Raw genomic sequence first — 24,872 nt, 5'->3', positions numbered from 1 at the left:
CGTCCCCCTGGAAGGCGTCCCCGCCGCTCCGGGGCCGGTCAAGCACGACTGGCCGCTGTACGAGGTGTTCGTGCGCGGGAAGCGCGGGCTGAACCACGTGCACGTCGGGTCGCTGCACGCGGCCGACGACCGGATGGCGCTGCACCACGCCCGCGACCTCTACACGCGGCGCAACGAAGGCGTGTCGATCTGGGTCGTACGCGCGGCGGACATCACGGCGTCGTCGCCGGACGAGAAGGACCCGTTCTTCGCCCCCAGCGGCGACAAGGTCTACCGGCACCCGACGTTCTACGACATTCCCGAGGATGTGCCGCACATATGAGTTTCGACAACGTGTACGAGGCCATCACCGAGGAGAACGACGCCCGCTGGGCGTTCGGCACCGGCTTCGAGGACCCGCTGTCCGGAGTGGACACTTCGGTGCCGTCCGGGGTGGACGCCGCTTCGCTGGCGGCGTACTGCCTGATGCTGGGCGACGACGCGCTGATCTTCTCCCACCGGCTCCAGGAGTGGTGCACGAACGCACCCGAGCTGGAGGACGAGGTCGCGATCGCGAACATCGCCCTCGACCTGCTGGGCCAGGCGCGGCTGCTGCTCGCCCGGGCGGGCAAGGCCGACGGCAGCGATCGCTCGGAGGACTCGTTCGCGTTCCAGCGGGTGGAGAACGAGTTCCGCAACGTCCGGCTCGCCGAGCTGGGCGGCGGCCACTTCGGGCACCTGATCGCGCGCCTGTTCGTGTTCTCGACGTGGCGGCTGGCCCTGTTCCAGCGGCTCGAGATGTCGGTGGACCCGGTGCTGGCGGCAATCGCGGACAAGGGCGTCAAGGAGCTGACCTACCACCGCGACTACGCGGCACAGTGGCTGGTCCGCCTCGGCGACGGCACGCCGTTGTCGCACTCGCGGATGCAGGAGGGCCTGGACGAGGTCTGGCCGTACGTGGGCGAGCTGTTCCGCACGCACCCGGCGGAGTTCGTGGACGCGGCTTCGCTGCGCCCCGAGTTCGATGCGGTGCTGGACCAGGCCCTGGCCGCGGCGACGCTTTCGCGGCCTTCTTCCGGCGAGCTTGCCGGGGTCTCGGGCCGGATGGGCCGCGACGGCGTCCACACCGAGTCTTTCGGGTATCTGCTGGCGGAGCTGCAGAGCGTCGCCCGGGCGATGCCGGACGCCCGATGGTGACCGCCGCGGCCGTGGCCGCCACGGTCACCGACCCGGAGCTGCCGATGCTGACGCTGGCGGACCTGGGCGTGCTGCGTTCGGTGTCGGAGTCCGAGGGCCGCGTGGTCGTCGCGATCACGCCGACGTACACGGGCTGCCCGGCGATGGACACCATGCGCGACGACCTGGAGCACGCGCTGGTTTCGGCGGGCTACGCGGATGTCGAGATCCGGACGCAGCTGTCACCGGCCTGGACGTCGGACTGGATTTCGGCCGCGGGGCGCGAGAAGTTGGCCGCGGCCGGCATCGCCCCGCCGGGCGCGGCGCCGCGCCGGTCGGGTCCGATCCCGCTGACGCTGTCGGCGCCGGTCTCGCGCGTTTCCTGCCCGCGCTGTGGTTCCGCGGACACCGAAGAGCAGTCCCGGTTCGGCGCGACGGCGTGCAAGGCGCTGCGGCGCTGCCGTGCGTGTCTGGAGCCGTTCGAGCACGTCAAGGAGATCTAGGTGGCGCGGTTCAACTCGCTGAAGGTGGCCGGGGTCGAGCGGTTGTGCGACGACGCGGTCGCGGTGACGTTCGACGTGCCTGCGTCGCTGGCGTCGGAGTACGCGTTCAAGCCGGGTCAGTCCCTGACGTTGCGCCGCTCGATCGACGGCCGCGACGAGCGCCGGTCGTACTCGATCTGCGCCCCGGCGGGCGCCCCGCCCCGGGTCGGGGTGCGCCTGGTCCCGGACGGGTACTTCTCGTCCTGGCTGGTGAATGAAGTCCGCCCGGGCGACACGATCGAGGTGGCCCCGCCCACGGGATCGTTCACCCCGGACCTGTCGGAGGGCGGTCACCACGTCCTCATCGCGGCGGGCTCGGGCATCACACCGGTGTTGTCCATAGTGGCCTCGCTGCTGCAGTCGTCCACGGCGACGGTGACGGTGCTGTACGGCAACCGCCGCACGGACACGGTGATGTTCGCGGACGAGCTGGCGGACCTGAAGGACAGCGCGCCGTCGCGGCTCGAGCTGATCCACGTGCTCTCGCGCGAGCCCCGCGAGGCGGAGCTGTTCACAGGGCGCTTGGACGTCCCGAAGCTGCGCACGCTGTTTTCGACGTTGGTGCCGGTCGAGTCGGTGGACCACTGGTGGCTGTGCGGGCCGTTCGAGATGGTGTCGGGCGCGCAGGAGCTGCTGACGTCGCTGGGCGTGCCGTCGGCGAAGGTGCACCAGGAGCTGTTCTACGTGGACACCCCACCGGCGCCGGTGGAGCACCTCGACCCGGCGGTGGCGGGGGAGTCGTCGGAGGTTTCGGTGGTCCTGGACGGCCGCTCGACCCCGATGACGTTGCCGCGTTCGTCCTCGGTGCTCGATGGGGCGCAGAAGTTCCGCCCGGATTTGCCGTTCGCCTGCAAGGGCGGAGTGTGCGGCACGTGCCGGGCCCGGGTGACGGAGGGCAAGGTGGACTTGCGGCGCAACTTCGCACTGGAGGAGGCAGAGGTGGCGGCGGGGTTCGTGCTGACGTGCCAGTCTTACCCGGTCTCGGAGACGCTTACGGTGGATTTCGACGCCTGAGCCCGGGTTTCCACAAGGTGACCCTGCTGTGGACAGGTTGGCCCGGATGCGGCTTCGGGGCGGGTTTGGTCGGTGGGCGCCGATAGACTGGACCTGGGGACGCCCCCCTGGGAAGGGCGGGGGAGTTTCCGGCGAGGTCGGTCGCTGTTGCGTGGTGGAAGCCGGGGGCTGCTGGTCGGGTTTGGTCCTAAGGTGCGGCGGACCTGGGTGGGGCCAGGGCGCCGTGGCCGGCAAGTTTGGTGCCCACCACCCCGAAGCCGCCATTGTGACTACGGCCGGCAGCACCGCGTCAAGGCGGGAAAGCGTGCCTTGACCCGGCGCTGCCGGCCGTGTTCTGGCTTCGGATCGGGGCGGTGGGGGAGGTCTGGGTGGGGTGCAGGTCCGGCGTCAGCGTCCCGTTCACGCCTGAGAGGCACTGTGACTCTGCCGGAACCCTGCGTGGGAGTGCCGGAGACTGTGCTGGCGAGTTCGGATCAGAGGATGCGGCGCCGCCGGCGGCGGGGGCGTGGGGTCGCCGTCACCTCGTCCTCCGGCGGCGTTCCGGGCTGCTCGGGCGCCGCCTCTCGGGCCGATGGGTCCGCCAGCCCCAGCATCTCCGCCGCCAGTTGCTGGGAACTGGCGAACATGCCCGTCGGTGCCTCGCTCGCCCGGCGCAGCGCAGCCGGGCGGAGGCGGTTGTAGCCCCTCACCGTCACCGGCCTGCGGGCGCGCAGCTCGTACGCCTTCTCCTCCGCCAGCTCCGCCGCCAGTTCGCGGTCGACCAGGATCGTCCCGGGGCGGGCCACCGACGTCAGGCGGGCCGCCAGGTTGACCACCGAGCCGTACACGTCGCCGAACCGGGACAGGATGCGGCCCGAGGCCATGCCCGCGCGGACCGCCGGCAACGTCTCGTCCGCCGAGGTGCGCTCGGTCAGCGTCAGGGCTATCTCGGCCGCGTCGACCGGTGCGTCCGCCACGAACAGGACCTCGTCGCCGATCATCTTCACCACGCGGCCGTGGTGCTCGGCGATCACCTCCGTGGCCAGGGTCTCGAACGCGTCGAGCACCCGGCTCAGCTCGTCTTCGCCGATCTGGCGCGTCAGGCGCGTGTAACCCACCATGTCGACGAAGCCGACCACCTCGGTGCGCGTCTCCAGGTGCTCGTCCGGCGCCGCGAACGCCCGCCCCGCGTACGCAGCCAGGTGGCGGCGCCACACGAAGTTCTGGACGCGCTCGAGCTCCGGCAGCAACCGGTCGACCAGGCGCGTCACCTGGCGTTCGCTGCGGCCCAGCTCCGGCTGCTCCCGGATCAGCTCCCACAGCATGTCGACCTGCCACTCGGCCAGCCGCGACAGGTGCTGGCCCAGCGCGCGCGTCACCGACACCTCGATGCTCGGGTCGATCAGGCCCGACTGCACCAGCTGGTCGGCGGTCCGCATCGCCTCGACGTCCGCGTCGGTGAAGACGACTTCGTCGTCGCGCACGGTCGCGAACCCCAGTGCGCGCCAGAGCCGGCGTGACCGGTCGTCGGGCACGCCGGCCTTCTCCGCCACTTCGAGCCGGGTGTACTTCCGCCTGCCGCCGAGCAGGACGCGTTCGAGCCGCTGCTGAAGCTCCTCGCTCGGATCGGTCACGTCAGGTCGTGTGGACGATCAGCACGTCCACGCCGGACTTGCGGGCCACCTCGGACGGCACCGAGCCCAGGATCCGGCCGGCGATCGTGTTCAGCCCGCGGTTGCCGACCACCAGCAGGTCGGCCTCGCGCTCGTGCACGACCTTGCGCAGCGAGTCGACCGGGTCGCCCTTCACCGCGACCGTGTCGATCTTCTGCGCGCCCGCCTTCGTCGCGCGGTCCCGCGCCGACTGCAGCGTGTCCTCGGCCGGCGCCGAGCCGACGACCTGGTACGCCTCGTCGCCGAGGACGTCCTGGGCCTTGTCCACGTCGGACTTGCTGGCCGGGTAGTACGCACACGCGATGACCAGCGTGGCGCCCGCGTCGCCGGCCACCGCCGCCGCGCGGTCCACCGCCGCGAACGACGACTCCGAGCCGTCCGTGCCCACCACCACGGTCCGATATGCCGCACCCATGCGCAAAACCTCCAGGTGATCCCGCGTGAGCAGGGACGTCAGCCGGTCGATGCCGACCGCGCAGGCCCGTCCGCGCCCGTGTCGGGTGGAAGGTTACTCGCCAGTCGCTTTCTGCGCTCCGCTTGCCCGGGGAGCCGGCTTCGGCGTCGGTTTGGGCGCCGCTTTGGGGGCCGCACCGGGGGCGGGCTTGGCCGCGGGCTTGGCGCCGGGTTTCGGCTTCGGCACGTCGGAGGCGCGGATCCGGATCGTCTCCTCGATGTCCGTGACCCGGACCGTCTTCTCGGTCGCGTCGACGGGGTCCGGTTTCTTGTCCGTTCCCAGGTCGGCGGTGACTTCGGCGGGTACCTTGACGTCGTCGCCGAGGACGGTGTGAGCCTCGGCCAGCACCGCCCGCGCCGCGCGCACCTGCTCGGCCAGCCCGCCGCGCACCTTCCGCAGCGCGTCGACGCGCTCGTTCGCCTGGGTGATCCGGCGGTTCGACTCTTCCGTGGCCGACGTCACGCGGCGCCGCGCCTCGTCGGCGGCCTCCGCGAGCCGGGCGTTGGCCTCGGTGATCGAGTCCTGACGGCGCTTGTTCGCCTCCGCGACCGACTCCCGCTGACGGCGGTCGATGTCGGCCTTCGCGGCCTTCTCCTCTTCGAGGACCTTCGCGCGGATGTCGGCGGCGTCCTGGGTGGCCTCCTGGACGCGCCGCGCGGCTTCGGCCTTGCTCGCCGCCTCCTGCTCGGCCAGCACCCGCATCGCCTCGGTGCGGCGCGAGGCCATCGCGATCTCGAAGTCCTCTTCGACCTTGGTGCGGCGGTCCTGCGACTCGGTGTCGAGCCGCTTGCGCTCCGCCTCGGCCTCGTCGGTGATCTTCTTGGCCTGCGCGCGGGCGTCTTCGAGGACCTTGCGGTGCTCGGCCTCCATCTCCTTGCGGCGGAGGTCGAGCTCGGTGAGCAGCTGCTCGTAGCGGGCCCGCATGGCGCTGGCGTCCGTCTCGGCCTTCGCCCGGATGTGCCCGGCCTCGGCTTCGGCGCGGGCCCGGGTGTCCGCGGACTCGTCCTGCGCCAGGCGCAACATGCGCTGCAGCCGTTCGGACAGGCCTTCGACGCTCGTCGGCGGCTGGGCGAGCCGGTCGACCTGCCCGCGCAGGTCCGCGATCTCGCCGCGCGCGATCTCCAGCTGGCGGGCGAGGTCGCCCGCCTGCGCGATGGCGGCGTCCCGATCCGCGGTGAGCATCTTCAGATCGGCGTCCAGCCGTTCGAGGTGCTCGTCGACCTGCGCTCGGCTGTACCCGCGCTTCGCCACGTCGAAGCCGGCTCCCAGCGGCACAAGCTCCCGTTCATCGCCAAGGCTCATGGGGCCTACCGTAGTCGCAGTCCGGTCACGGAAGGGTGAGCACCCGTGCGGTGCGCCGAACGTGCCGTCTGCTGCGGCGGGAGGAACTGGCCCGAACGGGCCGGACCCCGGCGGTTTTCGACACCCGGGGCCCGGCGCGCCGGCGCGGCTCAGGCGCCGCGGAAGGCGTTGATCCCCTCGATGTGCTTCGCGCGCTTCTCTTCGTCGCGGACGCCGAGGCCTTCCTGCGGGGCGAGCGCGAGCACGCCGACCTTGCCCTGGTGGGCGTTGCGGTGCACGTCCAGCGCCGCCTGCCCGGTCTCTTCGAGCGCATAGGTCTTCGACAGCGTGGGGTGGATCAGCCCCTTCGCGATCAGCCGGTTCGCCTCCCAGGACTCGCGGTAGTTCGCGAAGTGGGAGCCGATGATCCGCTTGAGGTTCATCCACAGGTAGCGGTTGTCGTACTGGTGCATGTACCCCGACGTCGAAGCGCACGTGACGATCGTGCCGCCCTTGCGCGCGGCGTAGACGGACGCGCCGAAGGTCTCCCGGCCCGGATGCTCGAACACGATGTCCGGGTCCTCGCCGCCGGTGAGCTCGCGGATCCTCGCCCCGAAGCGCTGCCACTCCTTCGGGTCCTGCTCGTCGTCGTTCTTCCAGAACCGATAGCCCTCGGCGCTGCGGTCGATGATCAGCTCCGCGCCGAGCTTCCGGCAGATCGCCGCCTTCTCGGGGCTGGACACGACGCACACGGGGATGGCGCCGCCGTTCAGCGCGTACTGCGTCGCGTAGGAGCCGAGGCCGCCCGAAGCACCCCAGATCAGGACGACGTCGCCCTGCTTCATGTCCGCCCCGTTGCGCGAGACGAGCTGGCGGTAGGCGGTCGAGTTGACCAGGCCGGGGGAGGCGGCCTCTTCCCAGGTCAGGTGGTCCGGCTTCGGCATCAGCTGGTTGGCCTTGACCAGCGCGATCTCGGCGAGGCCGCCGAAGTTGGTCTCGAAGCCCCAGATCCGCTGCTCGGTGTCGAGCATGGTGTCGTTGTGCCCGTCCGGGCCCTCGAGCTCGACGTTCAGGCAGTGCGCGACGACCTCGTCGCCCGGCTTCCAGTTGTGCACGCCGACACCGGTCCGGAGAACGACGCCGGACAGGTCCGAGCCGACGACGTGGTACGGCAGGTCGTGCCGCTTGGCCAGCGGCGAGAGCTTCCCGTACTTCTTCAGGAACTTGAACGTCGGGATCGGCTCGAAGATCGACGTCCACACGGTGTTGTAGTTGATGGCGCTCGCCATCACGGCGACCAGCGCCTCGCCGGGGCCCAGCTCGGGCACGGGGACGTCGTCGACGTGCAGTGACTTGCGGGGGTCCTTGTCGCGGCTTTCGAGGCCCTCGAACATGTCGACCTCGTCGGCGTGCACGGTCACCCCGCGGTAGCTCTCGGGCACGGGCAACGAGCCGACCGCGGCGGACTCGCCGGTCAGGATGGCCTGCTGGATCTCGCCGAGCTGCGTCATCGGTTCCTCCGCGGAGATGGGGGGCGTTGGCGGCAGAAATTACTCGCCGGTAACACGCGCCCACAACTGTACGAGACGGACAGCACGATTACACGTCCGGAAACTTGACCGGCTGGCCAGTCAAGCGGATCATCGGTGCTGGGTACACCCACCCGACCAGCAGTTTCACCGACGGAGGTGAGCACGAATGAGTGAAGTCTCTACGCGCGCGTGGACCCGGCCGCACGATTGGGCCGAGGTCGTCATCGGGGTGGTCGCCGCTCTTTCACCCCTTTGGCTGAGCACGGACACGACCGCGATGTGGACGATGGTCGTCCTGGGCGCGCTGATCGCACTCGACGGCCTGGTTTCGCTGGCGATGCCGGGCATGGTCTACGGCGAAGGCATCCAGATCGCGCTCGGCGTGCTGCTGTTCATCGCGCCGTGGGTGATGGGATACACGGAGTTCAACGGCGCATCCTGGACGTCCTGGATCGCCGGGGTGCTGACGGTGATCGCGGGTGCGGCAGCGATGCCGGTCGCGAACGCCGCGCACCGCACGGCAGGTCAGCACTGACGACGCAGGAGGCACGGGAATGACCGAGGATTCGGCGAAGGAGCGCATCCTCTGCGCCGCCGAGGCGCTCTTCGCCGAGTCCGGCTTCGACGCCACCCCGACTTCGCGCATCGCGGAGCGGGCGGGGGTGCCGAAGGGACTGGTGCACTACTACTTCCGGCACAAGTCCGACCTGCTCACGGCGCTCGTCGCCCGGTTGCCCGACGAACGCATCGAGCCGGCCGTGGTGGTGGTCCCGGGCGACCTCGCGGGCAGCCTGCGGCGCCTGGTCCGCGAGCTCGACCACCGGTTCAGCAGATCGCTGGGGCTCTCGCACCTGTTGTGGCGCGAGGCCGACACGCACCACGTGGTCCGCGACGCCCTCCACGAGCGGTTCCAGGTCCTGGTCCGGCAGGTCCGGGCGGTGATCGTGGCGGCGACGGGCGGAGGGCTGCCGACGGCGGACGTGGATCGCGCCTCGGGCCTGCTGGCCCGGGCGGTCAGTCATCGGCACGCGACGGCCCGTCATTCGGAAGACGACCTCCCGGCGGAGTTCGACGGTGAGCTGACGTTCATCGCGGACGCGTTGTCTTCCAAAGCCGCGCCCGCTTAGCCGGTTTGGGCGCGCGTTGGGCGGGGGGCGTCGGCTCGGGCGGGCGCGGCGCCTTCGGCTTCACGTCACCCCGCTCGATCTTGCCCGCGACACCAGCCAGGTCGAGTGCGCTGGGCACGTTCGAGACGGCGCTTCGTTCGGCGCCGACCAGCCGCCGGCGTGTGGGCGCCTGGCGGCGCGTGGCCCGTGCGCCACGCCGCAGGAGCCGTCGGCGCAGTGCGCGACGGTCGAGGTGCCGATCGACCGTGCGCGGCCGGAGCTGGGTCGGCGCAGCTGCAACTGGCCCGGCTGCGGTGGGGCGGCTCCGGCTCGAGCCGCGGCCCGGGCAGGGCGCCGGTTGCCGCATCTCTTGGGGCCCCGCCCCGCCCCCCGCCCCTCCCGCCCTCCCCCTCCTCCGCCGCCCTGCTCGTTTGTCAGGCGGATGCGGCTTCGCCGGGCCGGTGTTGTTGCCGGCGAACGGGCGCGACTCAGTGCGCCGTGGCGTCCTTGGCCGGCTCCACCAGTTCCACTAGGACGCCGCCCGCGTCCTTCGGGTGGACGAAGTTCACGCGGCTGTTCGATGTGCCCCGCTTCGCCTCCTCGTACAGCATGCGCAGGCCCTTTTCGCGCAGGGCCGCCGCTGCGGCGTCCACATCGGACACGCGGTAGGCCAGCTGCTGCAGACCCGGGCCGCTCTTGGCCAGGAACTTGCCGATCGCCGAGTCTTCGCGCAGCGGGGCCAGGAGCTGGATCTGCGTCTCCGTGCCCGCCGTGCCCGGGGCGCGCAGCATCGCCTCGCGTACCCCCTGCTCCTCGTTCACCTCCTCGTGCGCGACCTCCAGGCCGAAGTGCGTGCGGTGGAACTCGATGGCCGCGTCCAGGTCCGGGACCGCGATGCCGACGTGGTCGATGGCCGTCACGAACGGCCGCAGGGCGTCATTCATGGAGGCAGGATAGGGGGCCCGCGGCTCCCTTCACGGCGGAATAGTCGCGTGCCCCGCCTCACACTGGCTCCATCAAGAAGCCCTGCTCCCGGGTATGGTCGGGAAAACTGCCCATGCGCCGATGCTTGGAGGACGCCGTGTCCGGTTCCGTGATCCTGGGTGCCGCCCGTACGCCGATCGGGCGCCTGCTGGGCTCCCTCAAGGACTTCACGGGCGCCCAGCTGGGCGGGGTCGCGATCAAGGCGGCCCTCGAACGCGCCGGGGTCTCTCCCGAAGCGGTGCAGTACACCATCATGGGCCAGGTGCTGACCGCCGGCGCCGGCCAGATCCCGGCCCGGCAGGCCGCGGTCGCCGCGGGCATCCCGATGAACGTGCCCGCGCTGACGATCAACAAGGTCTGCCTCTCCGGCCTCGACGCCATCGCGCTCGCCGACCAGCTCATCCGCGCCGGCGAGTTCGACCTCGTCGTCGCCGGTGGCCAGGAGTCGATGACCCAGGCGCCGCACCTGCTGCCCAAGTCCCGCTCCGGCTTCAAGTACGGCGACACCGCCCTCGTCGACCACATGGCCTACGACGGCCTCTTCTGCGCCTTCGACCAGGTCGCCATGGGCGCCTCGACGGAGAAGTACAACTCCCGCTACGGCGTCACCCGCGAGCAGCAGGACGCCTTCTCGGCCCGCTCCCACCAGCGCGCCGCCGAGGCGATCAAGAACGGCTGGTTCGCCGACGAGATCGCGCCGGTCTCCATCCCGCAGCGCAAGGGCGACCCGGTCGTCTTCGACACCGACGAGGGCGTCCGCGCCGACACCACCGCCGAGGGCCTCGCGAAGCTGCGCCCGGCCTTCGCCTCCGACGGCACCATCACCGCGGGCTCGGCCTCGCAGATCTCCGACGGCGCCGCCGCGGTGATCGTGGCCAGCAAGGCGAAAGCCGAGGAGCTCGGCATCACGCCGCTCGCCGAGATCGGCGCGCACGGTGTCGTCGCCGGGCCCGACGCTAGCCTGCACGAGCAGCCGTCGAACGCCATCCTCGCCGCGCTGGCGAAGGCGAACCTGACCGCCGACGCGCTCGACCTCGTCGAGATCAACGAAGCCTTCGCCGCGGTCGGGCTCGTCTCCACCGAGAAGCTCGGCCTCGACCCGGAGAAGGTCAACGTCAACGGCGGTGCCATCGCCCTCGGCCACCCGATCGGCGCCTCCGGTGCCCGGCTCGCCGTGCACCTGATCCACGAGCTGCGCCGCCGCGGCGGCGGGCTCGGCGCGGCCGCGCTGTGCGGTGGCGGCGGCCAGGGCGACGCCCTCCTGCTGCGGGTGCCGTCGGCGTAAGTGGCCGGCCCACTCGACCTCGACGACCTCGTCGGCCGCGCGCGGGACGGACAACCCCGTGCCGTCGCGCGGCTGCTGTCGCTCGTTGAGGACGCCCACCCCCGGGTCGCGGAGATCGCGCGGGCGCTGACCCCGCACACCGGGCGGGCCCGGGTCGTCGGGCTCACCGGACCGCCCGGCGTCGGCAAGTCGACTTCGACGTCGGCGCTGCTCACCGCGTTGCGTGCGGAGGGCAAGCGGGTCGGGGTGCTCGCCATCGACCCCTCTTCGCCGTTTTCGGGCGGGGCGCTGCTCGGCGACCGAATCCGGATGACCGAGCACGCCACCGACCCCGGCGTGTTCATCCGCTCGATGGCCACGCGCGGGCACCTCGGCGGGCTCTCCTGGGCGACCCCGCAGGCGGTGCGCGTGCTGGACGCGGCCGGCTTCGACGTCGTGCTGATCGAGACCGTCGGGGTCGGGCAGTCCGAAGTGGACGTCGTGAAACTCGCCGACACCACGGTGGTGCTGCTCGCCCCCGGCATGGGCGACGGCATCCAGGCCGCGAAGGCCGGCGTGCTGGAGATCGCCGACGTCTTCGTCGTGAACAAGGCCGACCGCGAGGGCGCCGACGCCACCGTGCACGACCTCAAGCAGATGATCTCCCTGGCCCGCCGGGAGATCCGGGGACCGAGCTGGCGCCAGCCGATCGTGCGGACCGTCGCGGCGAAGGGCGAGGGCGTCGACGGGGTCGTGCACGCGCTGGCCGCGCACCACGACTGGCTGGCCGGGCACGACGAGCTGGCCCGGCGCCGGGTGGCCCGGGCGCGCGACGAGGTCGAGGCCATCGCGCTCCGGCGGCTGCGGGCCGAGCTCGTGGACCTGCGCGGCGGGGGACGGCTCGCCGGGGTCGCCGAGCGGGTCGTGGCGCGGGAGCTCGACCCGTTCGCCGCCGCCGAAGAACTGATCGCGGATCTGCGCAAGTAGCGCGGACGCGAGCCGCGCGAGCAGAAACCGTGCCGCCGCAACGGGTCTTCGCTGAAGCTCCATGTGTCCTCCCCTCGTGGGCGGCGGGTTTGCCGCGTGCCGACCATCGTGCGCCGGGGGTCCGACAATTTCCCGGGTGCGGACCCCGAGGTTCACCCGATGGACTGACAGGGGGCGACTTTCGCCGGTTCTGGCTGTCGGTGCCGGGCCCTAGACTGCGGGGCGCTCCGGAACCGGGCGATCACTGGGAGGGCGTGCACATGAAGAGGACACTTCTCACCGCGCTGGCGGCGGGCGCGTTGTTCGTGGCCGGGAACGGCGTCGCCGCGGCGGCCGACGCCCCGCCGCCGAAGACGACGCACGGGCCCTGCCAGTACACCGAAACCCCCGACGAACCGCCCGCGCGGCCGGTGCCGCTGCCGCCCGACCCGCGGCACACGCCGAGCCACGGCAAGGTCGACGTCGCCGTCCCGACCAGCCAGGGTGCGCTCCCGCTGCGGCTCGACCGCGCGAAGGCCCCGTGCACCGTGCAGAGCTTCCTGCACCTGGCGCGGCACCGGTTCTACGACCACACGGTGTGCCACCGGCTCACCGCGTACCCGACGTTGAAGGTGCTGCAGTGCGGCGACCCGACCGCGACCGGCGAAGGCGGGCCGGGCTACAAGTACAAGGACGAACTGCCGGTCGACCTGCCACCGGCACCGACCGACCCGACCGGCGTCCGGCGCGTCTACGCGCGCGGGCTCCTCGCCATGGCCAACGCCGGGCCGGACACGAACGGTTCGCAGTTCTTCGTCGTGTACGGCGATTCCGCCCTGCGGCCGAACTACACGGTGTTCGGCACGGTCGGTGCAGAAGGGCTGAAGACCCTGGACAAGGTCGCGGCGGGTGGGATCCAGCCGACCGCGGAGGACCCGGCGCCGGTCGACGGCACGCCGGTGCTGCGGACCGAACTGCTGCGGGTCCGGCCGGACTGCTGGTTCTGACGGTGGTGCGGGCCGCTCCGGGTGGGGGCGGCCCGCGGTCCGCGCGTGTGCTCCGCGGGGTATCGCCTGTGATGGGGCGAGCTTCATGCGTGATTGCGGGGGCATCACACGTGATTGGAGGGGCATCACGTGTGTTTGGGCGGTCGACTTGCGTACCTGGAGGGTCGGACCGCGTACCTGGAGGGTCGACTTGCGTACCTGGAGGGTCGGTTTGCGGGATTGAAGCCGGAAGGGGGTGGCTAGGGGGTTATTTCGGCTAGGGCTTCTACCAGGTTTTGGGTTGCTCCCTTGAAGGCGTGGGCCGGGGTTGCTGCGTAGCCGACGATGAGGCCGCCTGGGCGGCCCGGGGTCATCCAGTGGCCGGACAGGCCCTCGATGCCGATCGAGCGGCGGCGGCAGGCGGCCAACGCCGTGGCCTCGGAGGGGCCGTCCGGGGGCAGCATGAGCAGGAGGTGCAGGCCCGCCGCGATGCCGTGTGGCCGAACCGAAGCCGGTAACGCGCCCAGGAGGCGGGTGCGGCGGGAACGGTACTCCGCGCGGCTGCGGCGGACGTGCCGGTCGTAGGCGCCCGAGTCGATCAGCTCCGCCAGCGCCAGCTGGTTGAGCAACGCCGGACGCGAACCGCTGTCGGCCATGGCCGCGCGGACCGGCTCCACCAGCGAGCGCGGCAGCACCAGCCACGCCAGCCGCAGCGCCGGGGCCAGGGTCTTGCTGGCCGTGCCCGCGTACACCACCCGCTCCGGCGCCAGCGCCTGCAACGCCCCGACCTGCTGGCGGTCGAAGCGGAACTCGCCGTCGTAGTCGTCCTCCAGCACGTACGCGCCCGAATCGCTCGCCCAGCGGGCCAGCGCCGCCCGGCGCGGCGGGGCCAGCGTGACACCGGTGGGGTACTGGTGCGCCGGGGTGACGACCACCGCCGGACTGTCCAAACCGGACAGGTCGAGGCCGTCGCCGTCGACGTCCACGCCGGCGATCCGCGGGCCCTGCGCCGCCGCGATCGACCGGTACATGCCCAGCGAAGGGTTTTCGAACGCCATTTCGCCCGTGCCCAACGAGAACAAGGCCCGGGACACCACCGCGATGGCGTGCGAAAACCCGTGGCACACCACGATCCGCGCCGGGTCGGCGACCACCCCGCGAGCGCGGGCCAGGTAGCCGGCCAGGGTGTCCCGCAGCTCCGGCGCGCCCAGCTCCGACTCGTAGCCGAACGCCGACGCCGGCGTCCGCAGCAGGGCCCGGCGGGTCGCGGTGAGCCACGCCTGACGCGGGAACGCCGTCAGGTCCGGACGGCCCGGCCGCAGGTCCCAGCGCGGCGCCGGGTCGCGCGGGGCCTGCCGCGGCGCGGACTGGGGCAGCGATCCCGCCGTCGCCACCCGGGTCGGCGCGCCCTGGGCCGTGCGCAGGTACCCCTCGGCGGCGAGGTCGGCGTACACGCGCGTGACCGTGCCCCGGGCGACCCCGAGGTCGTGGGCCAGCGAGCGCGTCGAGGGCACCGCCGCGCCCGCCTGCCACCGGCCGTCGCGGATGGCCGCGCGGATCGCCGCCGCGAGCCCGGCCCGGCCCGAAGCGGGCTGCCAGCCGAGGTGGACGTCGAGCCCGGAACTGGACCACGAATCCGTCATGTGACTGGACCATACCCGTGGACCAGTTGGCACTAGCGTGGACGGCATGAGCAAGCGAATCGCGCTCGGGGGCGCCCCCGAGCTCTACCAGGCGATGGCGAACCTGCAGGCCCAGGTGAACAAGGCCGGCGCCAACGCGGGGCTCGACCCCAAGCTGCTGGAACTGGTGAAGACCCGCGCGTCGCAGATCAACGGCTGCGCGTACTGCCTCGACATGCACTCCCGCGACGCGCTCGAGCTGGGCGAGTCGCCGCGGCGGCTGTTCGTGCTCGACGGCTGGCGCGAGACCGACCTGTTCAGCGAGCAGGAGCAGGCCGCCCTCGCCCTCACCGAAGCGATGACCAAGCTGTCCGCCACGCAGAGCGTGCCCGACGACGTCTACGAGCAGGCCGCGAAGGTGTTCACCGAGGAGCAGTACCAGGCCGTCGCGTGGGAGATCATCGCCATCAACAGCTGGAACCGGATGACCATCACCAGCCACACGCCGCTGCCGAAGCGGGACGCATGACCGCCGCCGCGCTCCGGGCGCTGCACGTCCCCGGCAAGCCGGTGGTCCTGCCGAACGCCTGGGACGCCGACACCGCGAAGCTCGTCGAGGCCGCCGGGTTCCCCGCCATCGCGACCAGCTCGGTCGCCGTGGCGGCGGCGCTCGGCTTCCCCGACGGCGAGCAGGCGCCCGCGGACGAGATGTTCGCCGCCGCCGCGCGGATCGCGAAGGCGGTCGGCGTCCCGGTCAGCGTCGACGCCGAATCGGGCTACGGCCTCTCCGGCGCCGAGCTGGCGGGCCGGCTGCTCGACGCGGGAGCCGTCGGCTGCAACTTCGAGGACACCGACCACACGACGGGCAACGTCCGGCCGGTCGAGGAGCAGGCGGCCCGGATCGCCGCCCTGCGCGAGGCGGCGGGCGACGGCCTGGTGATCAACGCCCGGGTCGACTCCTTCCGCGGAGCCGACCCGGAAGAAGCGCTCGAAGCAGGCGTCGCCCGGGCGAAGGCCTACCTCGAAGCGGGCGCCGACTGCGTCTACCCGATCCACCTGCGCACGCCGGAGCTGATCGCGCGCTTCGTGCAGGGAACGGGCGGTGCGGTCAACGCGCCCGCGTGGCCGGGCAGCCCGGGCCTCGAAGGCCTCGCCGAACTGGGGGTGGCGAGGATTTCGCTGGGCGGCGGGCTGTGGCAGTACGTGCGCAAGCAGCTGGAGGCCACCCTGCAGGGGGTCGCCGAGGGCAAGCTTCCGTACTGAGGATGGCCGAAGGCCGCCGCGAGGGGATCGGGAACACCCTCGCGACGGCCTTCGGGGTCGTGCCGCCCGTCGGCGGAGCTAGTGGACGACCGCCTTCTCGGCGCCCGCACCGGTGAGGGAGCGGACCTCCATCTCGGCGTACTTCTTCTCGTCGTGCTCCTTGGACAGGACCGTGCCCAGCCACCCCAGGATGAACGCGGCCGGGATCGAGACGATGCCCGGGTTGCTCAGCGGGAACCAGGCGAAGTCCGCGGTCTTGATCATCGACGTGCTCTTGCCGGACACCGCCGGCGAGAAGATGATCAGCACGATCGTGATGGCCAGGCCGCCGTAGATCGACCACAGCGCGCCCTGGGTGTTGAACCGCTTCCAGAACAGCGAGTAGAGGATCGTCGGCAGGTTCGCCGACGCCGCGACCGCGAAGGCCAGCGCCACCAGGAACGCCACGTTCTGCCCGTTGGCCAGGATCCCGCCGCCGATGGCGAGGGCGCCGATCACCACCGCGGTGATCCGGGCGACCTTGACCTCCGAGTCGGGCGAGGTCTTGCCGCGCTTGACGACGTTCGCGTAGACGTCGTGGGCGAAGGACGCCGACGCCGTGATCGTCAGGCCGGCGACCACCGCGAGGATCGTCGCGAAGGCGACCGCGGAGATCAGGCCCAGCAGCACCGGGCCGCCCAGCTCCAAAGCCAGCAGTGGAGCCGCGGAGTTGACCCCGCCCGGCGCCTTCTTGATCGTGTCCGGCCCGACCAGCGCACCGGCGCCGTAGCCCAGCACCAGCGTGAACAGGTAGAACACCCCGATCAGCACGATCGCCCAGACCACCGAGCGCCGCGCGTCGCGGGCCGTCGGCACCGTGTAGAAGCGCATCAGCACGTGCGGCAGGCCCGCCGTGCCCAGCACCAGCGCGATGCCGAGGGAGAGGAAGTCCAGCTTCGAGGTGCCGGTGGCGCCGTACTGCTTGCCCGGGCCGAGCAACGTCTGCCCGGCCTTGCCCGCCTTGTCGACGGCGGCCTGCAGCAGCTGGGAGAAGTTGAAGCCGTACTTGCCGAGCACCCAGAGCGTGATCACGAGCGCGCCGACGATGAGCAGCGCGGCCTTGATGATCTGCACCCAGGTGGTGCCCTTCATGCCGCCGATCAGGACGTAGGCGATCATGATGATGCCGACCACGGCGATCACCAGTGCCTGCGCGCCACTGCCTTCGACGCCGAGCAGCAGGGCCACCAGGCCGCCGGCGCCCGCCATCTGCGCCAGCAGGTAGAAGAAGGACACGATCAGCGTCGACGTCGCGGCCGCGGCCCGCACCGGGCGCTGCTTCATCCGGAACGCCAGCACGTCGCCCATCGTGAACTTGCCGGTGTTGCGCAGCAGTTCCGCGACCAGCAGCAGCGCGACGAGCCACGCCACCAGGAAGCCGATGGAGTAGAGGAAGCCGTCGTAGCCGTTGATCGCGATCGCGCCGGCGATGCCGAGGAACGACGCCGCCGACAGGTAGTCACCCGAGATCGCGATGCCGTTCTGCGGGCCGGTGAAGGCGCGGCCGGCGGCGTAGTAGTCCGACGCCGTCTTGGTGTTGCGGCTGGCCCGGAACACGATCACCAGGGTGATGATCACGAAGAGGGCGAAGATGCCGATGTTGAGGAGCGGGTTGCTGCCCTCGACGCCCGCAGCGATGTTCGTCATGCCTGCTCCTTCGCAGAGTCACCCTCGATGTCCTCACGGATCTTCTCCGCGACCGGGTCCAGCTTCCGGTTGGCGTACCGGACGTAGAGGCCGGTGATCACGAACGTCGAGACGAACTGCAGCAGGCCGAAGATCAGGCCGACGTTGATGTTGCCCCACACCTTCGTGCTCATGAAGCCGTGCGCGTAGTCCGCGAGGAGCACGTACAGCAGGTACCAGAGGAGGAACACCGCCGTCATCGGGAAGACGAACCGGCGCAGGCGGCTGCGCAGCTCGCGGAACTCCGTGCTTTCGTGTGCTCGTTCCCAGATGGTTTCGGAGGTGTCCGGGGGCCCGCCGGTGTTCGTCGTGCTCATCGCTGCTCCCTGCGACGCTGCGGAAAGTGACGTGCGACACCGTAGGGACGCGTGAGGCGCGCGTGAAGCTTCAGCGGTTCAACAGCCGGGTCAGACGACGAACGGTTGACGAACGGTCGCGCGGGCGTGTCGAACGGGGTTCGTCGAGGTGGAGGCGCAGCATGGCTGCCGTCGACCAGCCGGGGGGTCTGCCCCGCAGGGAGACCAGCGCCATTGCGCCGAATGCCAAGGGTACCGACCAGGGTGCCGGTTGCTGCACCAAGATGGCCACCCAGCCGTGCAGCGGCGGCCCGGCGAGGGCGAGCAGGATCGAGCCGGACGAGGCCACCAGGCCGGTCAGCACGCCCGCGATGCCGCCGGTCGCGGTCAGCCGCGGCCACCAGATGCCGAGCACCAGCAGCGGGCAGAAGGTCGACGCGGCCACCGTGAAGCCCCAGGTGACCAGGACGCCGGCGTCGAGCTCGGCCGAGCGCAGGGCCAGCAGCACCATCACCCCGGCGACGCCGAACACGGCGATCCGCAGCCGCCGCAGCCCGCCGGGCACGAGGTCGTGCGCGAGCGCGCCGGACATCACCAGCAGCAGCCCGAGCGACGTCGCCAGGAACGCGGCGAACGCGCCGGCGGTCAGCAGCGCCGTGAACAGCCCGCCGGCCCAGCCGGTGTCCACTTGGGACGGCAGCGCGACGACCACCGTGTCCGTCGCGCCCGAGAGGTACAGCCCGGGCACGAGGACCCGGCCGAGCACCCCGTAGACGCCGGGGAAGAGGTAGAAGACGCCCAGCAGCGCGACCGTGATCGCCGCGGTGCGGCGCGCGGCGCGGCCGTCCGGGCTGGTGTGGAAGCGCATCAGGACGTGCGGCAGGCCCATCGTGCCCAGCATGGTCGCGATGAGCACGGCCCAGGTGCCCAGCAGCGGGTGGCCCTGGTCGCCGAGGTCGAGCAGCGGGCGCCGCCAGTCGGGACCGCCCAGTGCGGCGCCGCCGCGGACCGCGGGGACGGCCGCGCCCGTGCCGAACACGACCTCGTCCTGACTGTGCGCGGTGAACTCGCCCGGCGGCAGGGTCTCGATGACGCCGTTGCGCCGCACCGGGGTCGGCTCGCGGATCTCCATCGTGACGTCGACTTCGAACCGCACCGGCGTCTCGCGGGCGAAGTGGGTGAACTCGACGGGGTTGAGCGCGTCGGTCCGGTTGACCGCGCCGGCCTGCAGCACCAGCCAGATCGCCGGGATGAGGAACAGCAGCAGCTTGAGGACGAACTGGAACGCCTGCACGTACGTGGCCGCGCGCATGCCGCCCAGCGCCAGGGTGACGCTGACCGCGGCGCCGGCCAGCACCACGCCGACCCAGTACGGCGTGCCGCCGACCGCGGCGAGCACCAGGCCGGCGGTGCGGAACTGCGGGACGACGTAGATCGTGCCGATCACCAGGACGACCACGGCGGCCAGGCGGCGCAGGGCGGGGGAGTTGAGGCGGGCTTCGGCGAAGTCGGGGACGGTCAGGGCGCCCGAGCGGCGCATGGGGGCGGCGACCAGGACGAGCATCGCGATGTAGCCGGCGGTGAAGCCGACCGGGTACCAGAGGGCTCCGATGCCGTCCTTGACGACGAGCCCGGCGATGCCGAGGAACGACGCCGCGCTCAGGTACTCGCCGGAGACGGCGGCCGAGTTCACCAGCGGGGAGATCCGGCGGGAGGCGACGAGGAAGTCCGACGTCGTGCGCATGGCGGCGACCCCGCGGACGCCGATCAGCAGCGTCACGAGCACGACCGGCGCGACGGCGAGCGCGACGCCCACTACTCGTCCTCGAGGCGCTCGGCGCGGCGCAGCTGCCAGCGGGCCAGCAGCGCCATCGCGGGGTACGGGAAGACCGCGAGCATCAGCCAGGACAGCGGAACGCCCAGGAACCGCACGGTGTCCAGGGCCGGGAAGAGCGCGAAGACACCGGGAAGGCCGAGCAGCAGCGCGAACATGAGGACCAGCGCGGGGATGCCGCGACGGCGCTGGGCGGTGTAGAGGGCGGTGGCGCGCTGGGTGTCGCCCGCGGGCAGGCGGGGCTGGCGCCAGCGGCCGCGCGACCGGCGGCGGGCGTGCGCGAGCCGGGTCTGCGGGCTGGTGACGGCGACCCGCCGGATCCTGCTCATCGCGAATCGGATCCGAGCTGACCGCGCTGGGCCGCTTCCAGCAACCGGTCCCGCAGGTCCCGCGCGTGGCGGCGGCTCACCGGGACGTCTCCGGCCTCCGTGTGGGCCAGCAGCCCGCCCGCCGTGTCGCTGCGCAGCTCCAGCACCGCCCCCACCGCCAGCAGGAAACCGCGGTGCACCCGGCTGAACCCCGTGCCCTCCCAGTACTCCTCCAGCCGCGAAATCGGCATCCGGACCAGGTGGACCCCGCCTCGGGTGTGCAGGCGGACGTAGTCGCCGTGGGCCTCCACGAACAACACGTCGTCACGGCGGACGTACCGGGTCCGCCCGCCCGACTCGACCGGCAGCGCCGCCATCGCGTCCGGGGTCGGCCGCGACGCCGGGGTCGCCATCCGCAGCACCTTGGCCAGCGCCGCGGACAGCCGTTCGGTGCGGACCGGCTTGAGCAGGTAGTCGACCGCGCCGATGCCGTACGCGGTCACCGCGTGCCCGTCGTGCGCGGTGACGAACACGATCACCGGCGGCTCGCTCAGCTTCGCCAGCAGCGACGCGAGTTCGAGCCCGTCGAGGCCCGGCATCGAGATGTCGAGGAACACCGCGTCGAACTGATCCGCCTGAAGCAGCTTCAACGCCTTCAGCGCATCTGCGGCGCCGACGACTTCGCCGACTTCGGGCGCTTCGCGCAGCATCCGGCAGAGCTCGTCCAGCGCGGGCGGCAGGTCGTCGACGGCCAGTACCCGGAGCCCGCTCACGGCAGCACTCCCGGCTGGAACCGCGGCACCCGCACGATCACCCGGGTGCCCGCGCCGACCTCGGTTTCCACGGTGAGGCCGTACCAGGCGCCGTAGACGTCCCGCAGCCGTCTGTCCACATTGGCCAGCCCGAGACCCGCGGGATCGTCTTCGCCGGTGCGCCCGGCGAGGATGTCCGCCGCCCGTTTCGGGTCCATGCCGACCCCGTCGTCCTCGACGAAGATCACGCAGTCGTTCCCTTCCGCCTGGCCGTGCACCTGGACCTGCCCGGTGCCCGACCGCGGCTCGATGCCGTGCCGGATCGCGTTCTCCACCAGCGGCTCCAGCACGAGGTACGGCACCGCGACGGCGAGGATCTCCGGCGCCACCCGCACCTGGACGCGCAGCCGTTCGCCGAGCACCGCCTTCTGCAGCGCCAGGTACGTCTCGATGGCGCGGAACTCCTCGGCGACGACGGTGTACTCGCCGTGGCGGGCCAGGCTGTAGCGGGTGTAGTCGGCGAAGTCGAGCATGAGGTCGCGGGCGCGGTCGGGGTCCGACCGCACCAGCGACGCGATCACCGTCAGGGCGTTGTAGACGAAGTGCGGCGACATCTCCGCCCGCAGCGCCCGCAGTTCGGCCTGCGCCGCCTGTTCCGCCGACGCCTCGAGCCGCCCGCGCTCCAGCGCCTGCACCACCAGGTCGGCGGCCTGGGCCGCGACCGCGTCCCGGACGTCCCCGACGACCAGCAACGCCCCGGCGAGCTCGTCGCGGACGTGCAGCGGCAGCACCAGGACGTCCGGCGCCGAGCCGGGTTCTTCGCTGTGGAGCACGCTTTCGAGCACCGTCGCGACGACCGCGTCCGGCCCGGGCCGCCCCGACCACAGCAGGGACCCGGACAGGTCGGTGAGGCCGAGTCCCGGGAAGCCGAAGAGCCGGCGCAGGCGGTGTGCGGCGCGGCGGGCGGGCATGCCGGACAGGCCGTCGCGCAGGTCGTCGGTGATGCGGCGGGCGGCGGCGAGCACCGGCAGCGGGTCGGCGCGGGACGCCGGGCGCAGGTGCACGGTCGGGCCTCCCCTCGGCGGCGGTGTCCAGGGCAGTAGATCCTACGGCTACGCGGGCCCGTCGCGGTCGGCCAGCACCTGGGCGTGGCGGCGGAACCGGCGCCAGGTCCGGTAGTGGTCGATCGCCGTGACGTTGCCGAGCAGGCTCGAGTTCGCCGGGTACGGCCGGTCCGGCAGCGAAATCCACCCGGTCGTGCGGGTTTCCTTGACGGCCACCGGCACCGGCCGGAACGTCGTCGGGTCGAGACCGTCGCTGTGCCGGACGACCTCGTCGAAGAACCACGCCGACGTGATCAGCGCCAGCACGCCGCGGGACGCCTTGAGCGCCTCCTTCAACGGCCTGGCCTCCAGGAGCCGGAACGTCTGGTTGATCGCCGGCGCGGTGACCCCGTGGTCGTCGTAGGCGATCTCGCCCGCGTGCAGCGCCATCCGGAGCCGGATCCGCGCGCCGGGGTCGTGGGTCCGGTTGTGCCGGTGCAGCGCGACGGCGAGCGCGGCGGGCAGGAACTCGACGAACAGTCCCTTCGGGATCTCCGGCGGGACGAGGACGAAGACGCCGTCGCCGCAGTCCTCGCGCCGGCAGGCCGCCCACGGGACGCCGGCGTCGTCGAACGAGCGGCTGAGCGCGCGGTAGAGCCCTTCGCGCAACGCCAGCCGGTGTGGTGTGGTCCTGTTCTGGTCGCCGTAGCCCTCGACGTCCACGGCGAAGATCGTCCGGTGCAAAGCCGGCCGTTCGTACTTCATCGCACCCTCCCTGCGATCATGCATCTGGAAGTGCAGATGCATGTGCAGATGAGTGTGACGCAGGACACCCGTCCGGGGAAACGGGCGGTGCGGTGAGCGGTTCTCCCACCGCGGTGACCGGCTGCGGGTGTTCACCGCCGGTGAACACCGCTGGTCAAAGCCCTGCGGAGGCGCGCACACCACCCGCAGGGCTCTGACGGACGGGTCAGCAGGACTGCTTGTAGAAGTACTGCGAGTTGGTGTCCATGTCGTCCTTGGTGATCGAGTGCAGCTGCGCGGTGAGGTTCCGCGTCACCGCCTTGCCCTCGATGGCCGCGACGGCCTGCTGGACGCCCTGGGTGCCGATCGAGGCCGGGTCCTGGGCGATGAGGGCCTGGTACTGGCCGTTCTTGAGGCCCTCGACCTCCGACGGGCTGGCGTCGAAGCCGATCAGGTTGACCGCGCCGACCTTGCCCGCGTTGCGCAGGCCGGTCGCCGCGCCTTCGCCGGTGTTGAGGTTGGTGGCGAAGACGCCGATCAGGTCCGGGGTCGACGACAGGGCCGCCGTCACCTTGGCCGCGGCCTGCTCCGGCTCGTTCTGGGTGAACTGGATGCCGATCGACTTGAGGTTCGGGGTGTTCTTCAGCTCGTCCTCGAAGCCCTTGGCGCGCGCGGCCGTGGTGGACGTGCCCGCGATCGTGTCGAGCACCAGTACCGAGCCGCTCTTGCCGCCGGCCAGCTTGGCCATCGTCTGGGCCGCGAGCTTGCCGCCCGCGGCGTTGTCGGACGAGATCGACGAGACGGCGACCCCGGTGTCCTTCAGCGCGGTGTCGACCTCGACGATCTTCGTCCCGCGCGCCTTGACCTGCTGGATCGGCGCCAGCATCGCGGTGTCGTCGGTCGGGGCGATGAGCAGCGCGGCCGGCGGGTTGGCGCCGAGGGCGTTGACCAGTTGGGTCTGCAGGGGCGCGTCGAACTTCTGCGGTGCCTGGGTGGTCAGCTCGTAGCCGAGCTTCTTCGCTTCGGCCTCGGCACCGCACTGCAGCGAGATGTAGAACGGCTCGGCCTGCACGCCCGGGATCAGCGCGAGCTTCTTGCCGCCGACCGGCTGCGCCGAGTTTCCGGACCCGCTCTGCCCGACCGTGCCCGAGCCGCACGCGGACAGCAGGGCGGCGGCGGAGACCACGGCACCCATGGCGGTGAGAGTCTTGGTCAGTTTCATAAGCACCTCGTTGTACTTGGGGGGACTGTACTTGGGGGGACTCAGCGGGAGTTGTGGCGACGGCGGCGGCGCTGGTCGAACCAGACCGCGGCGACCAGGACCCAGCTGACGATGAACATCTGCCAGAAGTCCTGGACGTGGATGATGTTGAAGCCCTTGCGCAGCACCGCGGGGATGAAGACCCCGATCACCGTGCCCAGGATCGTGCCGACGCCGCCGAAGAGGCTCGTCCCGCCCATCACGACCGCGGCGATGGCGTTGAGGTTGTCGGTGGTGTGCCCGGAGATGGTGGTCGAGTTGTAGTAGGCCAGCGAAAGGAACCCGGCGATCCCGGCCAGGAAACCCGTCAGCGTGTACACCTTCAGCAGGTGCGCGGTGACGCCGATGCCCGCCCGCCGCGCGCCTTCGGCGTTGGAGCCGACCGCGAACGTGTACCGCCCGAACTTCGTGGTCCGCAGCAGCCACGCCCCGATGACGGTGATCACGATGGCCACGATCACCAGGTTGGGCACGATGCCGAAGGACGTGCCGTAGCCCAAGGTCTTGGTCAGTTCCGCCGGCACGGTGCGCAGGTCCGAGCCACCGTTGAGCAGGTACGCGGTGGCCAGCGCGGCCCCCATCGTGCCGAGGGTGACGATCAAGGCCGGGATCTTCGCCACGGCGACGAGGACGCCGTTGATCAGGCCCCAGATCGTGCCGGTGACCACGGCGACGACGAGCCCGACGAGGATCACGCCCCAGCCCGCCTTCGACGCGTCCCCGCCGGACAGCGCCTCCATCACCTTGCCCGCGACCATGCCCGCGAGGATCAGCACCGAGCCGACCGAGAGGTCGATGCCCGAGGTGATGATCACGAACGTCATGCCGACCGACAGGATCAGCAGCACCGAGGACTCGATGAACAGCGTCTGGAACGTGAACAGCGTCGGGAAGCTGTCCGGCGCGATCGCGCTGAACAGGATGACCAGCGCCAGCAGGACCAGCCCGATCCAGAACGTGTTGGCCTCGATCAGGCGCTTGCCCAGCGGCCGCTTGCCGAAGCCCGCTTCGGGGCTCTCCTGGATGTCCTTCTGAGGGGGACTGGACACGCTCACGCCGCCTCCTCGCTCACGCTCGTCGGCGTCGTG

The 24,872-nt window shown here is 71.6% G+C and carries 26 protein-coding genes; 11 read left to right on the top strand and 15 right to left on the bottom strand.

What is annotated here, in order from left to right; all coding sequences use genetic code 11:
* Positions 1-7: 7 nt before the first annotated feature.
* From paaB to paaE, 4 genes are read left to right on the top strand one after another with little or no spacing between them, the layout of a single operon-like run.
* Positions 8-322: a 1,2-phenylacetyl-CoA epoxidase subunit PaaB gene (gene paaB, locus IE317_RS14275; RefSeq protein WP_229902709.1), complete on the top strand. Its 315-nt coding sequence runs from the start codon at positions 8-10 to the stop codon at positions 320-322.
* A complete protein-coding gene (gene paaC / locus IE317_RS14270; RefSeq protein WP_191310097.1) occupies positions 319-1,176 on the top strand; it encodes a 1,2-phenylacetyl-CoA epoxidase subunit PaaC in 858 nt (285 codons plus the stop codon). The genes paaB and paaC overlap by 4 nt, the downstream gene beginning before the upstream one ends.
* Positions 1,170-1,658, top strand: a complete 489-nt coding sequence (paaD, locus tag IE317_RS14265) for a 1,2-phenylacetyl-CoA epoxidase subunit PaaD (protein WP_191310095.1) — start codon at positions 1,170-1,172, stop codon at positions 1,656-1,658. Before paaC ends, paaD begins: the two co-directional genes overlap by 7 nt.
* Positions 1,659-2,711, top strand: a complete 1,053-nt coding sequence (paaE, locus tag IE317_RS14260) for a 1,2-phenylacetyl-CoA epoxidase subunit PaaE (RefSeq protein ID WP_191310094.1) — start codon at positions 1,659-1,661, stop codon at positions 2,709-2,711. It begins immediately after the preceding gene.
* 473 nt (positions 2,712-3,184) lie between these two features.
* Here paaE and IE317_RS14255 read toward each other — a convergent pair whose 3' ends face one another.
* The 4 genes from IE317_RS14255 to ccrA form a co-directional block, all read right to left on the bottom strand.
* Positions 3,185-4,324 (bottom strand): adenylate/guanylate cyclase domain-containing protein, encoded by a 1,140-nt coding sequence (locus tag IE317_RS14255; RefSeq protein WP_191310092.1) that lies wholly within the window; start codon positions 4,322-4,324, stop codon positions 3,185-3,187.
* A gap of 1 nt (position 4,325) precedes the next feature.
* Positions 4,326-4,778, bottom strand: coding sequence for a universal stress protein (locus IE317_RS14250; protein WP_191310090.1), 453 nt, complete (start codon positions 4,776-4,778; stop codon positions 4,326-4,328).
* A gap of 93 nt (positions 4,779-4,871) precedes the next feature.
* Positions 4,872-6,092 carry a chromosome segregation protein gene (locus tag IE317_RS14245; RefSeq protein WP_191310193.1) on the bottom strand — a complete coding sequence of 407 codons (1,221 nt, stop codon included), beginning with the start codon at positions 6,090-6,092 and terminating at the stop codon, positions 4,872-4,874.
* A 176-nt stretch (positions 6,093-6,268) separates the two neighbouring features.
* Positions 6,269-7,609 (bottom strand): crotonyl-CoA carboxylase/reductase, encoded by a 1,341-nt coding sequence (gene ccrA, locus IE317_RS14240; RefSeq protein WP_191310088.1) that lies wholly within the window; start codon positions 7,607-7,609, stop codon positions 6,269-6,271.
* Between the two features lie 187 nt (positions 7,610-7,796).
* Between ccrA and IE317_RS14235 the strand changes: the two genes are divergently transcribed.
* Positions 7,797-8,165, top strand: coding sequence for an SPW repeat domain-containing protein (locus IE317_RS14235; protein WP_071831581.1), 369 nt, complete (start codon positions 7,797-7,799; stop codon positions 8,163-8,165).
* Between the two features lie 19 nt (positions 8,166-8,184).
* Positions 8,185-8,757, top strand: coding sequence for a TetR/AcrR family transcriptional regulator (locus IE317_RS14230; protein WP_191310086.1), 573 nt, complete (start codon positions 8,185-8,187; stop codon positions 8,755-8,757).
* A 467-nt stretch (positions 8,758-9,224) separates the two neighbouring features.
* Here IE317_RS14230 and mce read toward each other — a convergent pair whose 3' ends face one another.
* Positions 9,225-9,680, bottom strand: coding sequence for a methylmalonyl-CoA epimerase (gene mce, locus IE317_RS14225; RefSeq protein ID WP_191310084.1), 456 nt, complete (start codon positions 9,678-9,680; stop codon positions 9,225-9,227).
* Between the two features lie 137 nt (positions 9,681-9,817).
* Here mce and IE317_RS14220 point away from each other — a divergent pair, with 137 nt between their 5' ends.
* The 3 genes from IE317_RS14220 to IE317_RS14210 all read left to right on the top strand — a co-directional run bounded on the left by IE317_RS14220 (position 9,818) and on the right by IE317_RS14210 (position 12,957).
* Complete coding sequence (locus IE317_RS14220) at positions 9,818-11,005, top strand: acetyl-CoA C-acetyltransferase (protein WP_191310082.1); 1,188 nt, start codon at positions 9,818-9,820, stop codon at positions 11,003-11,005.
* The gene (gene meaB / locus IE317_RS14215; protein WP_191310080.1) at positions 11,006-11,971 is read left to right on the top strand and encodes a methylmalonyl Co-A mutase-associated GTPase MeaB; all 966 of its coding nucleotides are present in this window, start codon (positions 11,006-11,008) and stop codon (positions 11,969-11,971) included.
* A 260-nt stretch (positions 11,972-12,231) separates the two neighbouring features.
* Positions 12,232-12,957 (top strand): peptidylprolyl isomerase, encoded by a 726-nt coding sequence (locus IE317_RS14210; RefSeq protein ID WP_191310078.1) that lies wholly within the window; start codon positions 12,232-12,234, stop codon positions 12,955-12,957.
* Between the two features lie 239 nt (positions 12,958-13,196).
* Here IE317_RS14210 and pdxR read toward each other — a convergent pair whose 3' ends face one another.
* Positions 13,197-14,579, bottom strand: coding sequence for a MocR-like pyridoxine biosynthesis transcription factor PdxR (gene pdxR / locus IE317_RS14205; protein ID WP_191310076.1), 1,383 nt, complete (start codon positions 14,577-14,579; stop codon positions 13,197-13,199).
* A 46-nt stretch (positions 14,580-14,625) separates the two neighbouring features.
* Between pdxR and IE317_RS14200 the strand changes: the two genes are divergently transcribed.
* Both IE317_RS14200 and IE317_RS14195 read left to right on the top strand, forming a co-directional pair.
* Positions 14,626-15,087 (top strand): carboxymuconolactone decarboxylase family protein, encoded by a 462-nt coding sequence (locus tag IE317_RS14200; RefSeq protein WP_191310074.1) that lies wholly within the window; start codon positions 14,626-14,628, stop codon positions 15,085-15,087.
* A complete protein-coding gene (locus IE317_RS14195) occupies positions 15,084-15,821 on the top strand; it encodes an isocitrate lyase/PEP mutase family protein (protein ID WP_191310072.1) in 738 nt (245 codons plus the stop codon). The genes IE317_RS14200 and IE317_RS14195 overlap by 4 nt, the downstream gene beginning before the upstream one ends.
* A gap of 78 nt (positions 15,822-15,899) precedes the next feature.
* Here the strand turns inward: IE317_RS14195 and IE317_RS14190 are convergent, their stop codons facing one another.
* The 9 genes from IE317_RS14190 to IE317_RS14150 all read right to left on the bottom strand — a co-directional run bounded on the left by IE317_RS14190 (position 15,900) and on the right by IE317_RS14150 (position 24,839).
* A complete protein-coding gene (locus IE317_RS14190; RefSeq protein WP_191310070.1) occupies positions 15,900-17,507 on the bottom strand; it encodes a solute symporter family protein in 1,608 nt (535 codons plus the stop codon).
* Entirely contained in the window at positions 17,504-17,863 is a 360-nt protein-coding gene (locus tag IE317_RS14185) for a DUF485 domain-containing protein (RefSeq protein WP_191310068.1), read from the bottom strand. Before IE317_RS14185 ends, IE317_RS14190 begins: the two co-directional genes overlap by 4 nt.
* A 70-nt stretch (positions 17,864-17,933) precedes the next feature.
* Positions 17,934-19,658 carry a sodium/solute symporter gene (locus tag IE317_RS14180; RefSeq protein WP_191310066.1) on the bottom strand — a complete coding sequence of 575 codons (1,725 nt, stop codon included), beginning with the start codon at positions 19,656-19,658 and terminating at the stop codon, positions 17,934-17,936.
* The gene (locus IE317_RS14175; protein ID WP_191310064.1) at positions 19,658-20,005 is read right to left on the bottom strand and encodes a hypothetical protein; all 348 of its coding nucleotides are present in this window, start codon (positions 20,003-20,005) and stop codon (positions 19,658-19,660) included. The genes IE317_RS14180 and IE317_RS14175 overlap by 1 nt, the downstream gene beginning before the upstream one ends.
* Entirely contained in the window at positions 20,002-20,757 is a 756-nt protein-coding gene (locus IE317_RS14170; RefSeq protein WP_191310062.1) for a LytR/AlgR family response regulator transcription factor, read from the bottom strand. The genes IE317_RS14175 and IE317_RS14170 overlap by 4 nt, the downstream gene beginning before the upstream one ends.
* Entirely contained in the window at positions 20,754-21,800 is a 1,047-nt protein-coding gene (locus IE317_RS14165; RefSeq protein WP_191310060.1) for a sensor histidine kinase, read from the bottom strand. Before IE317_RS14165 ends, IE317_RS14170 begins: the two co-directional genes overlap by 4 nt.
* 48 nt (positions 21,801-21,848) lie before the next feature.
* On the bottom strand, positions 21,849-22,544 hold the full coding sequence (locus tag IE317_RS14160; RefSeq protein WP_191310058.1) for a hypothetical protein: 696 nt from the start codon (positions 22,542-22,544) through the stop codon (positions 21,849-21,851).
* 205 nt (positions 22,545-22,749) lie between these two features.
* A complete protein-coding gene (locus tag IE317_RS14155) occupies positions 22,750-23,745 on the bottom strand; it encodes an ABC transporter substrate-binding protein (protein WP_191310056.1) in 996 nt (331 codons plus the stop codon).
* Positions 23,746-23,786: 41 nt separating this feature from the next.
* A complete protein-coding gene (locus tag IE317_RS14150) occupies positions 23,787-24,839 on the bottom strand; it encodes an ABC transporter permease (RefSeq protein ID WP_191310054.1) in 1,053 nt (350 codons plus the stop codon).
* Between the last annotated feature and the right edge of the window lie 33 nt (positions 24,840-24,872).

Origin of the sequence: Amycolatopsis bullii (assembly GCF_014654205.1) — a bacterium.
Lineage (GTDB): Bacteria > Actinomycetota > Actinomycetes > Mycobacteriales > Pseudonocardiaceae > Amycolatopsis > Amycolatopsis plumensis.
Note: the sequence above shows the minus strand (reverse complement) of the source record. Positions and strands in the feature narration are given on the sequence as shown.